The organism is Pseudanabaena sp. lw0831 (assembly GCF_016584665.1).
Lineage (GTDB): Bacteria > Cyanobacteriota > Cyanobacteriia > Pseudanabaenales > Pseudanabaenaceae > Pseudanabaena.
In genome coordinates, this window is the sequence record NZ_BBJB01000056.1 from 22,439 (window position 1) to 36,962 (window position 14,524).

Sequence of the window (14,524 nt, forward strand, 5' to 3'; positions counted from 1 at the left end):
GCCTGATTGCCTGAATATTACACTTTTGGTAATTGGTACTGGGCGATGATTCGCTTGGCGAATTCGGGAACGTGAGCTTCTAACTTTTTAGGATAGTTGCGGCGCACATATAGAAAATTACGAACAAAATGGGAATCGATGGAAAATCTGCCATATTCCAAACCTTTGGGACCGACTTTATTAACGACAAAACTAATGATCCATGCTAGCCAAATTGGAATTGTCATCGCATTGTCGTAAGCAGAAATACCTTGCTGCACAGCCGCACGGCGATCGCCACTAGAGATAACAGGCTGAGTCTGCAATTGATCCTTGATTAGTTCCAGCATCTCTTTGCCCGTCTCGTTACGCACTACGATCCATTGCCAGCCAAAGGTTGCGCCCATGTAGCCCACCACGATATCAGCGAGAGCATTAGTGTAGTCAAAGCAGGTCATGCAAGAAGGTGCAAACACATCCTTGAGTTCTTTAGTATTTAACCCAAAGAACGGGACTTGCTCGGTAGATCCATCGGAATGCCTAAAATGCACATTAAAGTCCTGCATGAATTCGTAATGCACGACGGTTTCAGGCGATCGGCTAGTGGTGTCGAGAAATTTCTGTAAGCCCGATCGCGTCACATTATCCGTACAAGGTGTACCCAATACATAGAGCTTCTCTAGACCAAGTTCTTTCTCGACCGTGCGTAACGCTTGAATCTGGCAACCCACCCCGATCGCTAATAATCTCTTGATGCCCGACTGCTCGATTTGCTCCAATACGGAAAGGTTCGGCGAAAGAGTGGGTTTATTGACCCGCGCAGCCAAGATTTCCTCGCGAGTACGAGCAATTATCGGCTGGGGCTTGAAGCGATCGTCTTTACTCGATTGCACACAGACTACACCTTCAACTAAGCCACGCTCTAGCATCTCGATCGCTAGCGTTGACACAATCCCTGTCCATTGTGCACCCTCGATCGGTTCAGTTTTACGGGCGGCGATCATTTCTTGATGTACGCCGAAATATAATTCTTGTTCATTATCAAGATCGCGCGATCGACCGTGGGACTGAGTTTCGAGTTCGTCAATATGCTGCGTGATAAATGCACAAGCCTCTTTGACATAATGAATGTAATAGGTATCACAGAGACCGCATTCACTGCACAGTTCTTTGGCAGGGCGACGCTGGACATCTCCAAGAGCTTTTGCCTTGCGATGGGATGGGACAACCGACATTTTGCTATTTCTGACTAGATGGATCTAGCTAGATCATATCTTTTTTGGGCTATTGGCGAACTTAGGAATGCAATGCACAAAGCCCTAAAAACTGTACCGCCCGCGAAGGGGGCGGTACAGTTTCTGGTTCTGTTTTTTAATTGTGCCGACGCATGTAGAGGCAATTCATGAATTGCCTCTACATGCATCGCTTTATTTTAAAGTGGAATTGAAATACAAAGATTTGTACCAATATTTTCTTGGCTTTGAATGTCTATATTGCCGCCATAAAATTCAACTAAAATCTTCGCTAGAGTTAAGCCTAGTCCCATACCCTGTTGTTCATAAAATTGGCGCTCAAATTGCATAAATGCACCGATATCAACGATTTGGGAATCAGTCATGCCGCGCCCGCTATCCTTGATATTAAATATCCATGCACTGTCAGTAACCTGACTACTGAGAACGACCTTACTACCCTTTTGGGAATATTTGAAGGCATTATCAATTAGCTCTCCAGTAATTTTAGTTAAGTCTTCTGACGAAATTGTGAGATCGAATTCCGCAAGATCTAGCTCTAAGTCATCTAGGCGATCGCATGACTTTGCCTTACGCTTGCTCAGAGTAGTTATCATCATTTTGCTATTGCAAGGATATGTCGAGGTAAATCTGGTCATACCTTGCGATCGCATGACTATTAATCGGCTGTAGAGCAAATAGTTTTGGATCAGTCGATAGAGACGATCGGCAGATTGATGAATACCATCAGCATATTCATGAACTTCAGATGGCAGTAGCTCTTCGCTTTGCATCATCATCAACTCTGACAGTCCCATGATTCCTGAAAGTGGAGTCTGCAACTCGTGGGGCAGAGATAGGGTAATGCTAGTCCGCAACGCTTCCATTTTCTCTTCAAAGCGTTTTTCGATAGCTTTTTGTTTACCGAGACGTACAGCGATCGCTTCTAGTAATTCATCTTTGGTGCAAGGCTTTTCTAGATAATCATCAGCACCTAAAGCCATGCCCCTACGGCTACTGCGCCGATCCATCATCGAGGTCAAAAAGAGAAAAGGGACAGTACTTAAGGTTTTATCTTGACGTAATTGCTCGAGGACTTCATAACCGTTGAGGATGGGCATCATTACATCACAAAGAATCAAATCAGGATGTCTTTGGCTTGCCAGACTTACTCCTCTTTCCCCATTTTCGGCAGTAATTACGTCAAACCCCTCCACAGAAAGCAAATCTTCTAAAGAATCGCGAATTAAGTCTTCATCTTCGATGACTAATATGCATGTCATACTTTTTGTTCGTTTTTATTCAGATATTACCCATTTAACATTATGGGCGATCAGCAAAGTAGATATTATAGCGATTGACACTTTATCCAAAAGAGAGTCGCGGCGCGACTCTCTTTTGGATAAAGTGTCGATGTGGGGCATAGCCCCCACACCACTTTTAAACGGGGAAGGAAGTTTGCTCACGCTCTAGCAAAATTGTAAAAACTGCACCTTTTGGCTGATTACTGGTTACTGAGATAGCACCTTTATGAGCTTCAATCATCATTTTACAGAAAGAAAGCCCTAAGCCAATTTGGGAGACCCCCAGCACAATATTGCCAACTTCATACTTTTCAAATATCACCTGTTTTTGCTCAGGGCTTATGCCCACACCACAATCAATTACTTCAATCTTGATTAAATCTTGGCGATCGGGATTTTTTGGCAAACATTCAACCCTGAGAATAATAGAACTCTGCTGTGGAGAAAACTTGATCGCATTATCAAGTAAATTGTCTAACACACGGCGAATTAAGTGCTTATCCCCAAGGGTATAAGCTGGTTCCGTGGCAAATTCACCTAAAAGTTGGATTTGTTTACTGGTGGTGAGAGTCTCAAAATCTGCGATCGCTGATTTTGCTATTTCAGTTATATCGAACTTAGTGCGATTGAGAATCAGTTTATTGGCTTCGATCCTACCGATGGTCAAAATATCATCAATCAGAAAACGCATTTGCTCGATTGTTTTGCCAATTTGGTCAATCCTCTTTTTGGCGCGATCGGGCAGATCTAATACTTTGAGAGAATCACAGCCCAACAAGATCCCAATCAAAGGATTGCGAAGATCGTGGACGATCGTTTGCATCATTTCCTCGCGCAACATCATCGTCTCTTGAATGCGATCGTATTGCGACTTAATTCGCAACATCGATCGCACACGGGCGCGGAGTTCGTGGCTGTTAATTGGCTTACTGATAAAATCATCGGCTCCAGCATCCAGACAACGGGCCAGATCTTCTTTGTCCGATAGGGCGGTGACGATAATTATTGGGATATGCTGCCATTGACGATCATGCTTAAGTTGCTGACACACCTCAATACCATCCATATCTGGCATCATTACATCTAGCAAAATGAGGTCAGGATTAATGGTGGCAAGAGAGGCAATCGCATCCGCCCCGTTGTCTTTATGATGCAGCTCATACCCCTCTTTAAACAGCAAAATTTCGATGACATCAAAATTAGCTGGCTCATCATCTACGACCAAAACTACTTGTTTATTTCCCATACTTTACATATATAAGCTTGGAGCGCCTCATAATATAGACAAGGTTAACTGAATGTACCTTCTATTCTGACAGGTTTTCATTTACCATGACTTAAGTACTTGTACAAAATAATTTACCTAAATTTGTAAGGTTGTGCCCCGCAGGGGCACAACCTTACAAATTTGGGTTTGCAATTAATTTCGCGGAAACAGCTCATGACTTCAGATGTCAAAACCCTAGCAGCGATCGATGTTGGTACAAATTCCATTCATATGGTAATTGTGCAAATTCAGACTTCGATCCCTAGTTTTAGCGTAATTGAGTCGGAAAAGGCAACAGTGAGGCTAGGAGAGCGTTGTGCTCAAACAGGAAATTTGACTGAAGATGCGATGAAGCGATCGCTAGAAGCTCTAAAGCGATGTCAGGAAATCTGCCGCACTTTTAAAGTTGAAGAAATTGTGGCCGTGGCGACAAGTGCGACCCGTGAGGCTCCTAATGGTCAGGATTTTATCCGCCGCATTTATGAAGAATTAGGCTTGCATGTTGAAGTTATCTCAGGGCAAGAAGAAGCCAGACGCATATATTTAGGTGTCATCTCCGCGATGGAACTCAAAGATGAGCCGCATTTGCTTGTTGATATTGGTGGCGGTTCGACAGAGATGATTTTGGGGGATGGTCGCGATCCGTTACATCTTAGTAGTACAAAAATTGGGGCAGTCCGCCTAACTGATTTATTTGTTAAAACTGATCCCATTTCGCAACCAGAATACGATCGCTTATTAGGTTACATTCTTGGCTCGATTGAGCGTCCCACCGATGACTTGAGATCGCTGCTTAAAGATAAACTTGAGGGCAAGACATTAAAGGCGATCGGCACATCAGGTACGATCGAGACTTTGATATCTCTACATGCTAAAGAAAAACTGGGACTAGTTCCTAATCCTCTCCAAGGTTATGAGCTTCCCTTTGCGGATTTAGAAAATATTGTTTGGCGCTTACGCCGTGCAAATTTAGAAGAACGCACAGCCATGGTGCGCCAAAAGCGAGCCGAGATTATCTTAGCGGGAGCAATCGTTCTCTTAGAAACCATGCGTTTATTGGCAGTTCCCAAAATCATGCTTTGTCAGCGAGCCTTGCGCGAAGGCTTGGTGGTTGATTGGATGATCCGTCATGGCTATATCGAAGATGGTTGGCGCTATCAAAGCACAATTCGCGATCGCAGTATTCTCAAGCTTGCCGATAAATATGGCATTGACACTAAATATGCTAAGCAGGTTGCTGAACATGCCCTAAGTCTATTTGATCAAACAAAGGGGATTTCCCATGAATGGGGCGATGATGAAAGACATTTGCTCTGGGCGGCGGCGATGCTGCATAACGCGGGACATCACGTCAGCCACGATTCTCACCACAAGCATTCCTATTATTTAATTCGCAATGGTGAGTTGTTGGGTTATACCGAGTCAGAGATTGAGGTGATCGCCAATCTTGCCCGCTATCACCGCAAGAGTGAGCCGAAGAAAAAACATGATAATTTCCAACGTTTAGATAGTGAGCGTCTGAAAGTATTTGTGCGTCAAGCCAGTACATTTTTGCGGATAGCTACCGCCCTTGATCGTCGCCAAATTGGTGCGATCGCCTCAATTCGGGTGGTTTGTAATCCTCAGACTCGTGCTTGTGGGTTGCAACTAGTACCTAGGCAGCCCAATGATCCTTGCACCTTAGAGCTGTGGAGTCTTGATTATAAGAAACAGCCATTTGAAACTCAGTTTAACTTTACGCTGTCAGTATCCTTAGTGTAGATAGGGTTAGAGCTTATCGCTAGCTCTACCTACTGAGATTTATCGTATGGAAGGCTCTCTCTCTTTACTGATTATTATTGCGATCGTAGCAGGTGTTTTTGCTCGTGCGATCGCGAATTTTTTTCGTGTGCCGAGCATTGTTTTTTTGTTGATTTTTGGCGTAGCTTTGGGGGGGAATGGCTTAAATTTGGTGCAGCCACGTCTATTGGGGGATGGATTAGAGGCGATCGTATCGATTTCTGTTGCCCTGATTTTGTTCGATGGCGGACTGAATCTGCAACTAAAAGAGCTTGGCAAAGTCTCGGCAAGTTTACGCAATTTAATTACGATTGGAACTCTGATCACCTTAATTGGAGGAGGAATTGCCGCCTATTGGTTGAGTGAATTTCCTTGGACGATCGCCTTTTTATATGCGGCTTTAGTGGTGGTGACTGGGCCAACGGTCATTAATCCAATTATCGAAGAGGTCGGACTCGATCGCCGCCTTGCAACAATTCTCGAAGGGGAGGGTGTGTTAATTGATGCGATCGGTTCAGTGCTTGCAGTTGTTGTCCTCGATGTCGCTTTAAATCCGACTTCTGGAGCTTTTGCCGTGGTCAGCGATCTAGGATTGCGGTTAGGTGTTGGTGGTGTGCTGGGTGCGATCGCGGGTTGGCTATTGGGAAAATTTTTACAACGTGCTGCCTTTCTAGCCGAAGACACTAAAAGCGCAGTGGTGGTGGCGGCGGTATTAGGACTATTTGGGACTGCTCAAGAAATTCAAAGCGAATCGGGACTAACGGCGGTTGTCTTAATGGGAATTGTTTTACGTGCTTCCGAAATCCCCAATAGTCGAGCTTTACTCAAATTTAAGAGCCAACTTGTGGCTCTCATGGTTTCAGTTCTGTTTATTTTACTTTCTGCAAATCTTTCCATTCCTAGTATCTTTGCCCTTGGCTGGGGCGGCGTGCAGACAGTGCTTTTTCTGATGTTTATTGTCCGTCCGATCAATGTGATTGTCAGCACATGGAATAGCAGCTTCACATGGCGACAAAAGGCTTTTCTATCATGGTGTGCCCCCAGAGGAATTGTCGCTGCTTCCGTAGCTTCGCTCTTTTCGATTTTATTAACCGAACGAGGAGTCAATGGCGGTGAATCAATTAAGGCTTTGGTCTTCCTCACGATCGCAATGACTGTTTTTTTGCAAGGGTTATCCGCCAAATTTGTGGCAAAACTCCTAGGACTAAATCAACCTGACATTTCGGGATTGGTTGTTGTGGGCAGTAATCCAATCGGGATTTTAGTCGCACGTTTATTTCAAGCAAATGGTCAGCGCGTGGCGCTTATCGATACCAGTGCTGAGCTTTGCAAGCAAGCCGCCGAATACGATATTCCTGCTTTTGTGAGTAATGGCTTAGATGCTAAATCTTTAGCTGAAGCGGGATTGGACTCGGTGGGAACCTTTGTGGCTCTAACTATTAATACCGATGTGAATATCGTAATCGCTCAAATTGCGGCGAAGGAGTTCAATCCGCCGAAAGTATTTGCGGTTTATATTAAAGAGGCTGAAGGCGATCGCAATGGAGCGCCTGAAGTCCAGCAAGCTTTTAGCGCTCGTGTGCCGATTAAAACTTGGAACCAATATATTCTGCAACGGGAAGTGCGAGTTGGTGAATTTCTACTGATTGAAGAAGAACTTGAAGAGCAGTTAAATCGTTTTAATACGATGTTTAATGCAGGGATATTACTGCCATTGCTGTTTGAGCGCAAAGGTCAATTACAAATCGTATCTGCGGATATGTTATGGGAAAAAGGCGATCGCATTTTATATTTGCTATATACCCCCAAAGCCTTGTCGCCTGCTCAAAGCGAAGTTCTGCCTCCTAATACCTTAGACATAACGCCAGTGGTTCTTTCAGATCTCGATATTGCTCAAAAGACTAATGACTCTAATGGGATTGGTTCGCGCAGCAAAAATGATGATATTGCTTCAAGTCCAGATTATTTCTTGAAAATGGCAAAGGATATTCTAAATAGGCGATCGTAATGACTTATCGCAATTTGTCATAAAGCCCAAAAGACGAGTGGCGGCGCTTTGCGCCGTCACTCGTCTTTTGGGCTTTAGTTCCTCAAACTGTCAACTGCAAACGATAAGTAAAAAGCGGCGCAATGCGCCGCTTTTTACTTATCGTTTGTAGAAATTGAAATTACTTAATGAAAAGCATTTCTTGGTATGTAGGCAATGGCCATAGGTCATCGGCAACTTCACCTTCCAAGGCATCGACATAGCCACGGATTCCATCCATTAAAGGACGTACAGTATGCGAGAGATACTGCATATGATCTTCAACAGTAGCAAAATCGTGTTTTGTCAAAGCATCACTGAGCTTGCTAACTCCATCGATCGCAAGCTTAGTTAAAGAAGCAACCTTCTCGATGGTTTCTTTATCAAAGTCAACACCAATCTCTTTCAAGCTGAGAGAAGTATTGCTGAGATCAGCAAGATAGCGGGTTGCCGCAGGATAAATCAAAGTTTTCACCATGCTGATAACAAGCTTAGCTTCAACTTCAATCGACAGAATGTACTGTTCAGCGTAAGTCTCAAAGCGGCTAGCCAACTCAACAGGAGTTAAAACACCCTCTCTACTAAACAACTCTTCGATGTAAGTCTCTTTGAAAACAGGCAATGCGTCAGGGGTAGCACGAAGATTGGCTAATCCGCGTTCGGCTGCGAGCTTATGCCATTCTTCAGAGTAGCCGTTACCATTGAAAACTACTGCGCCGTGTAGTTCCATTACTTCTTTGAGAACTGTAGTAATAGCAGCATTCAAGTCAGCACCCTTAGCCATTGCGCCTTCAAGCTTCTCAGCCATCCAGTCGAGAGACTCAGCAAGGATGGTGTTCATGGCGACAAGTGGACCAGCCACGGATTGATTAGAACCCACAGCGCGGAACTCAAAACGATTGCCAGTGAAAGCAAAGGGAGAAGTACGGTTGCGATCGCCTGGATCTTTTGGCAAGATTGGCAAGGTGTCAACGCCAATATTCATAGAACCTTTGGCGGATGAACTCTTCAGGTCGCCTTTAAGGATTTGCTCGAATACATCCTCAAGTTGCGAACCTAGATACATCGAGATAATCGCAGGAGGAGCTTCGTTTGCACCTAAGCGGTGATCGTTGCCAGCCGTTGCAACTACAGCACGGAGCAGAGATCCATATTTGTGAACCCCACGAATGATCGCACCACAGAAAACTAAGAATTGAGCATTGGAGTGAGGTGTATCACCTGGATCAAGCAAGTTACCTTGGGTAGAGTTGCCGACTGACCAGTTAACGTGCTTACCAGAACCATTAATACCTGCAAATGGCTTTTCATGAAGTAAGCAAACAAACCCATGTTTCTTCGCTGTGAAACGAAGCAGAGTCATGAGCATTTGCTGGTGATCGGTAGCTACGTTAGCAGCTTCAAAAAATGGTGCGATTTCAAATTGACCAGGAGCAACTTCGTTGTGACGAGTTTTGGCAGGAATGCCAAGGCGATACAAGCGCTCTTCCACGTCTTGCATGAAGACTTGCACACGCTCAGGGATTGCACCAAAGTAATGGTCGTCAAACTGTTGTCCCTTAGCCGATGGCTTACCAAATAGGGTGCGACCAGTTAGCAAAATGTCGGGACGAGAGTTAGCAAAATTGGCATCTACCAAGAAATATTCTTGTTCAGCACCACAGCTAGAGTTGAGCGGAGCAACATCCTTCGCACCCATCAGTTTTAAGACTTTGGTGGCTGCTTTATTCATAGCTGCGTTCGATCGCAACAATGGAGTCTTCTTGTCTAGAGCTTCACCAGTCCAAGAAACGAAAACTGTAGGGATACAGAGGGTAGAACCATTGTCTGTTTCCATGATATAAGCAGGGCTAGTGACATCCCATGCTGTATAGCCACGAGCCTCGAAGGTAGAACGGATACCGCCGTTGGGGAATGAAGAACCATCGGGTTCACCTTGTACAAGAACTTTGCCTGCAAATTCGGTAATCACCGAACCATCGCTCTGAACTGAAATAAAGCCATCATGCTTTTCAGCAGTAATGTTAGTCAAAGGATAAAAGACGTGGGCGTAATAAAGTGCACCTTTTGAGATTGCCCAATCTTTCATCGCTAAGGCGATCGCGTCAGCTACTGAGCTATCAAGAGTTTCACCAGTTAGAATCGTTTTCTTGATCGATTTGAAGACTGTCTTAGGAAGACATTCTTGCATCTTGCTCAGAGTAAACACATCGGTCGCCCACATCTCTTCCAAGCGCTTTGGTGCTTTCTTGGGCATTGGCTCGCGATTGGTGATCTGATAAATGGCTTGAATGCGCGACTCGTTTCCGCTCATGATTATTTTAGGGATTAATTATTGTCAGATTTGTCCAATCATACTCAAGATATATTTATCAAATGGCTAAAAAAGATACCGAATCGATTACACATGATTGGTATAGCAACGCACAAAATTTAATGATGTAATGATACTGTTGGCAATATTGCTTGTGATTTACAAAAGATGATGAATGCGATCGCCATTGATTTTGGTAGTAGTAACACTGTGATTGCGCGATGGAATATTGCCACAAATCAGCCTGAAACCATGATTTTTGAGAATCTTAATCGTCCTGCACCTTTGAATGGTCTTGTCCCATCATTGATGTATGTGCAGAATGCCCAAGCAGAAATAGTCGAAATCGGTCAGCGGATCATCGATCAAGGTAAAGATCGCCCCCAACCCAGATTATTTAATCAAATCAAACGGCGGTTAGTGGCAAATGTAAATTATGTTCCTAAACTTGATGGAGTTAAAGTAACACCTGAATGGTTAGGTAATCAGTTTTTGCGCGAACTGTCAAAGGAACTGCGATCGCAACAGATTTTTGCATCGGAAATAATCTTGACGGCTCCTGTCCAATCCTATGAAAAATATTTGCGCTGGCTGGAGGTATCTAGTACTGAAATATTTGCGCCCAATCTGCCGACATTACAAACGCCTCTTATTCGGATTCTTGATGAACCAACGGCTGCGGCTCTCGGCTATGAGGCGATCGCTCCTAGTGCGTTAGTATTAGTAATCGATTTTGGTGGTGGCACATTAGATTTATCACTGGTGCGATTACCAAAGAGTGAAAATATCGCCAAATGGGGAGAACAAATCGGTGTCAATCGCAATGAATGGACAGAGCATAGAGCCGAGGCGATCGCTAAGACTGGATATACAATCGGTGGGGAAGATATCGATCAATGGTTAGTCCAAGATTATTTAGAAAGCCGTGAAGAAATTGCTGGTACAAATGCAGTTACGAATTTAAGTCTTCTTAAGTTCTTGATGGAACGAATTAAAATCACACTTTCAGAAACTGAAACAGCTTCCGAAATCTTTTTTGATCTGACTACGCAATCTGCGATCGAGATTACCTACACTCGTCAACAACTAGAGAAGTTATTAGAACAAAAAGGATTTTATCGGGTTCTGCAATTAGCGATCGATGAATTAATCAATCGCTCATTTAACAAAGGAATTCTCAAAGGGGATATTAAACAGATTCTCTTAGTCGGTGGTTGTACGCTGATTCCATCGGTGTGTTCATTTGTTGAGAACTATTTTAAAACAGGAAAAGTATATAGTCACAGCCCCTTTGAAGCGATCGCCCATGGCGCTTTGATGCTCAGCCAAGGTGTTGGTCTGCAAGATTATCTATTTCATTCCTATGCCATTCGCTATTGGGATCGCAGTGCAGAGCAGTGGAAATATCAGCAGCTATTTCGACGAGGACAAGTCTATCCGACTCGTCGCCCCGTAGAGCTATTACTCAGAGCAACTCAACCAAATCAATCCGAAATTGCGCTCACTATCGGCGAACTAGAAAGTCGCCCCATAGGTGCAGCAGAAATAAGTTTTGATGGCGATCGCATAGTCATGCAATTCGGACAAAAAGCTAAAGAAACTTTTCAACCACTACAAGCTGATGCTAAGGGAGAGGGAATGCCACAGGCGATCGCCCTGCTCGATCCTCTTGGACAACCTGATTGCGATCGGCTCAAAGTTCTATTTAGCATTAGTGACAAGCGAGAATTACTAGTAACAGCGATCGATTTACTGACTCAACGCCAATTGTTAAGCGATTATCCTGTCGCCAAGCTGCACTAAGCGTTCTATCAGAATTGGCGGCGCTCCGCGCCGCCAATTCTGATTTACTAGAGTGCTAGCTCCAATGAAAAGCCCACACGACTGTCATAAATTAAAGGCGATCGCCGCCATTCGATTTTTGTCCCCAATCGGAAATTCTTGGTAATTGCATAACTAGTTGAGAGCGCAGTCGTACTCATCTCCAGATTGCCACTGGGAGAAGTAAAAGTGTGACTCAGCCGCAAATCAGAATTATTGGGTGATAAAACCAAAATCCCCAGCAATCCTACATCTAAGCCTGAAATTTGTGGGCGATCTAGCTGATTAAATTGACGATATCCCACAATCGGCGCAATATTCCAATAGGAACCCAATGGGAGAGCATAGTACCGAATATTCGCCTGAAAATCGCTTTCTCGACCACTAAACTCATTCTGATAGCTACCACTCACCGTCAAAGGTGACTGCCCCACAAATAAATCTTCAACGCCAGCCTCAACCCCAAAAGAATTGTTGCGTGAGGTAAGCCCAACTCTCAGCTTGGTATTAAAACTAGGCGTATGATAAATATCTTCTAAAAGATCGGGTGGTTTCTCTAGCCACCGTTGCAATACAGGACTACTCTCGATCACTTGGCGATCGATTTCTAAATCATTTGCACGTCGTGACATTTTGACATCGCCATAGACTGCGGTGCTAACACTAAAGTAAGAAATTGCAGCTATAGCGATCGCCCAAGTTTTTGTCATAAATTTTGAGTTGACTGTCGTAGTTTAAGTAATGTGGACGCGCACATGAATTAATTATGCACAGATCTTCTCGTATTGAACCTCTAGATTCAACCGCCAAAATACTTTTATAGCGATATCCACCCTTCTTTGCTATATAAAAGCGAGAAAGAGAGGGGCGCTTTGCGCCCCTCTCTTTCTCGCTTTTATTATAGTCGCTGCAAAGCTCAGAAGTTTTTGATTATGCTAGTAAATATGCGGGTGCAAAGTCCTTTAGACAATAAACGGAAATAAAAATGCGTAGGTCAGGTTGGTTTGTCGGTTGGATTTTGTTAGGTATGTCTACTAGCCCTGCAATTTGGGCATTAGACAAATCAGTCGATCTCCAAGGCATAGATGCACGCACTTTACAAAAAGCACCCTATAACCTTTCTGGGAAAGACGTTTTTATCGGACAAGTTGAGCTAAGTCGTCCTAGTCGTTTTGCTGTAGATAAAGTCTCTAATAAACTTTTACAACTCGATCGCATCATTGTTCAACCCTACGAAGTCTTTTTTCGTGACGGTAAAGCTATCCCGAATCGCAATGTCGATGATCATTCCGCGCAAGTTGCCGCCGTGATCATTAGCCAACATAAAGTCCGTCGCGGGGTTGCCCCTGAGGCAAAGCTGCTATCTTCAGCTTATTCGCAACGCCGCCAAGATGGACAACCTGAAGCCTGCATCGCCGCTCAGCATGTCGCCCGACAATACAACGGTACGGTTCGTGCTATTAATTTCAGCTTTGGTGAACTCCTCAGCGAAGACCCGCGCCCCAATCCAAAACTTGATGGCGATGCTTTACTAACACTATGCGTTGATTGGATCGCTGCTACTTATAACACTGTACCGATCGTTGCAGGAAACCAAGGCAAAGGCGGTATTCCCATCCCCACCGATCTGTATAACGGATTTACGGTCGGATTTACCCGTGAGGTCGATGGCATTTACCGTCAACTAGATCGCGGCAATTTGATTGATGAGCCATATCTCGATCGCAACAGTAATGGCAAATACGATCAAGGTGAAGTATTTAGCGATATCAATAAAGATGGGAAATGGACATCAGGAGTCGAAAGCCCCATTGATGGTAGACGCTCAATGGCAATACTAGCTCCCGGAAATAACCTTAAACTTCCGACCTTGCAAGGTAAATTCAAAAGTGCTAACGGTTCCAGCTTTGCTACCCCTCACGTTGTCGGGACGATCGCACTCTTACATGAATATGCCAATCGTCAAATCGCCATTGGCAACTGGGGCATTGATGCGCGTCGCCATGAATTGATTAAAGCGGTGCTGATTAACTCTGCTGATAAGCTCAAAGATCGCGGTGATGGCAAAATCCTCGGTATGTCTAAGACTATTCTGGATGCTTTTGGCAAAACATGGATCGACACCGAAGCCTATCCTAGCCGTGAGATCCCCCTCAGTCGTAGTCTTGGGGCAGGACAACTCAATGCCAATCGGGCTTTTCAGCAATATAGAGCAGGGCAGCAATCTCCCATTAATGGATCAACAAATATCTCAGCGATCGGCTGGGATACAAATATTGTCGAAGTTGATAAATATCAAGAATATGTTTTTAGCGATCCCTTAGTTGCTGATAGTTTTATTTCGGTAACGTTAACTTGGGATCGTCAAGTTAAGCTCAACGACAAAAATGGTAATGGACTATTTGATATTGGCGAAGGGTTTAGCGATGAAGGTTTTAATAAAGTTGAGTTGTATTTGATGCGATCGCAAGATACTGATATTTCTCAAAATATCTGGTCATCAGTCAGTCAAATTGACAACTTACAGCATATTTTCATAAAAATTCCCATAACAGGCAAATACAAACTTAGAGTTGTATTTAAGTCTCCCCAAACAAATATAGTCAGCCAGCGTTATGGCTTAGCTTGGTGGGCAAAAAATTCATAAAAAAGTAAAAGCCTCGCGCAGCGAGGCTTTTACTTTTTTGCTGTAAATTAAGCGAGCTTATACTAATTGCCGAAAGTTTGGCGACACTTTCGGCAATTAAAAAACAAACCTAGTGAGGGTTTTGATAGCTCAAAATGGCGTAGCCATTTTGAGCT

The 14,524-nt window shown here is 44.0% G+C and carries 9 protein-coding genes; 4 read left to right on the plus strand and 5 right to left on the minus strand.

Going from position 1 to position 14,524, the window contains the following annotated elements; all coding sequences use genetic code 11:
* Positions 1–17: 17 nt before the first annotated feature.
* The 3 genes from APA_RS10360 to APA_RS10370 all read right to left on the minus strand — a co-directional run bounded on the left by APA_RS10360 (position 18) and on the right by APA_RS10370 (position 3,761).
* Positions 18–1,214 (minus strand): Coenzyme F420 hydrogenase/dehydrogenase, beta subunit C-terminal domain, encoded by a 1,197-nt coding sequence (locus tag APA_RS10360; protein ID WP_103667651.1) that lies wholly within the window; start codon positions 1,212–1,214, stop codon positions 18–20.
* A 197-nt stretch (positions 1,215–1,411) separates the two neighbouring features.
* Positions 1,412–2,494, minus strand: a complete 1,083-nt coding sequence (locus APA_RS10365; protein ID WP_201322205.1) for a response regulator — start codon at positions 2,492–2,494, stop codon at positions 1,412–1,414.
* Between the two features lie 157 nt (positions 2,495–2,651).
* A complete protein-coding gene (locus APA_RS10370; RefSeq protein ID WP_201322206.1) occupies positions 2,652–3,761 on the minus strand; it encodes a hybrid sensor histidine kinase/response regulator in 1,110 nt (369 codons plus the stop codon).
* A gap of 195 nt (positions 3,762–3,956) precedes the next feature.
* Between APA_RS10370 and APA_RS10375 the strand changes: the two genes are divergently transcribed.
* On the plus strand, positions 3,957–5,543 hold the full coding sequence (locus tag APA_RS10375) for a Ppx/GppA phosphatase family protein (protein ID WP_201322207.1): 1,587 nt from the start codon (positions 3,957–3,959) through the stop codon (positions 5,541–5,543).
* A gap of 46 nt (positions 5,544–5,589) precedes the next feature.
* The gene (locus tag APA_RS10380; protein ID WP_201322208.1) at positions 5,590–7,569 is read left to right on the plus strand and encodes a sodium:proton antiporter; all 1,980 of its coding nucleotides are present in this window, start codon (positions 5,590–5,592) and stop codon (positions 7,567–7,569) included.
* Positions 7,570–7,729: 160 nt separating this feature from the next.
* Here APA_RS10380 and APA_RS10385 read toward each other — a convergent pair whose 3' ends face one another.
* Positions 7,730–9,901 (minus strand): glutamine synthetase III, encoded by a 2,172-nt coding sequence (locus APA_RS10385; RefSeq protein WP_201322209.1) that lies wholly within the window; start codon positions 9,899–9,901, stop codon positions 7,730–7,732.
* A 168-nt stretch (positions 9,902–10,069) separates the two neighbouring features.
* On the opposite strand from APA_RS10385, the gene APA_RS10390 reads away from it, so the two are divergent.
* A complete protein-coding gene (locus APA_RS10390) occupies positions 10,070–11,704 on the plus strand; it encodes an Hsp70 family protein (RefSeq protein ID WP_236579496.1) in 1,635 nt (544 codons plus the stop codon).
* A 47-nt stretch (positions 11,705–11,751) separates the two neighbouring features.
* Here APA_RS10390 and APA_RS10395 read toward each other — a convergent pair whose 3' ends face one another.
* A complete protein-coding gene (locus APA_RS10395) occupies positions 11,752–12,432 on the minus strand; it encodes a hypothetical protein (protein WP_201322210.1) in 681 nt (226 codons plus the stop codon).
* 275 nt (positions 12,433–12,707) lie between these two features.
* On the opposite strand from APA_RS10395, the gene APA_RS10400 reads away from it, so the two are divergent.
* Entirely contained in the window at positions 12,708–14,369 is a 1,662-nt protein-coding gene (locus APA_RS10400; protein ID WP_201322211.1) for a S8 family serine peptidase, read from the plus strand.
* The last annotated feature ends 155 nt before the right edge of the window (positions 14,370–14,524 follow it).

What these genes read in the sequence shown, in the direction of transcription:
- APA_RS10360 (WP_103667651.1), bottom strand. Translation starts at nt 1,214, where the DNA reads ATGTCGGTTGTCCCATCCCATCGCAAGGCAAAAGCTCTTGGAGATGTC.
- APA_RS10365 (WP_201322205.1), bottom strand. Translation starts at nt 2,494, where the DNA reads ATGACATGCATATTAGTCATCGAAGATGAAGACTTAATTCGCGATTCT.
- APA_RS10370 (WP_201322206.1), bottom strand. Translation starts at nt 3,761, where the DNA reads ATGGGAAATAAACAAGTAGTTTTGGTCGTAGATGATGAGCCAGCTAAT.
- APA_RS10375 (WP_201322207.1), top strand. Translation starts at nt 3,957, where the DNA reads ATGACTTCAGATGTCAAAACCCTAGCAGCGATCGATGTTGGTACAAAT.
- APA_RS10380 (WP_201322208.1), top strand. Translation starts at nt 5,590, where the DNA reads ATGGAAGGCTCTCTCTCTTTACTGATTATTATTGCGATCGTAGCAGGT.
- APA_RS10385 (WP_201322209.1), bottom strand. Translation starts at nt 9,901, where the DNA reads ATGAGCGGAAACGAGTCGCGCATTCAAGCCATTTATCAGATCACCAAT.
- APA_RS10390 (WP_236579496.1), top strand. Translation starts at nt 10,070, where the DNA reads ATGATGAATGCGATCGCCATTGATTTTGGTAGTAGTAACACTGTGATT.
- APA_RS10395 (WP_201322210.1), bottom strand. Translation starts at nt 12,432, where the DNA reads ATGACAAAAACTTGGGCGATCGCTATAGCTGCAATTTCTTACTTTAGT.
- APA_RS10400 (WP_201322211.1), top strand. Translation starts at nt 12,708, where the DNA reads ATGCGTAGGTCAGGTTGGTTTGTCGGTTGGATTTTGTTAGGTATGTCT.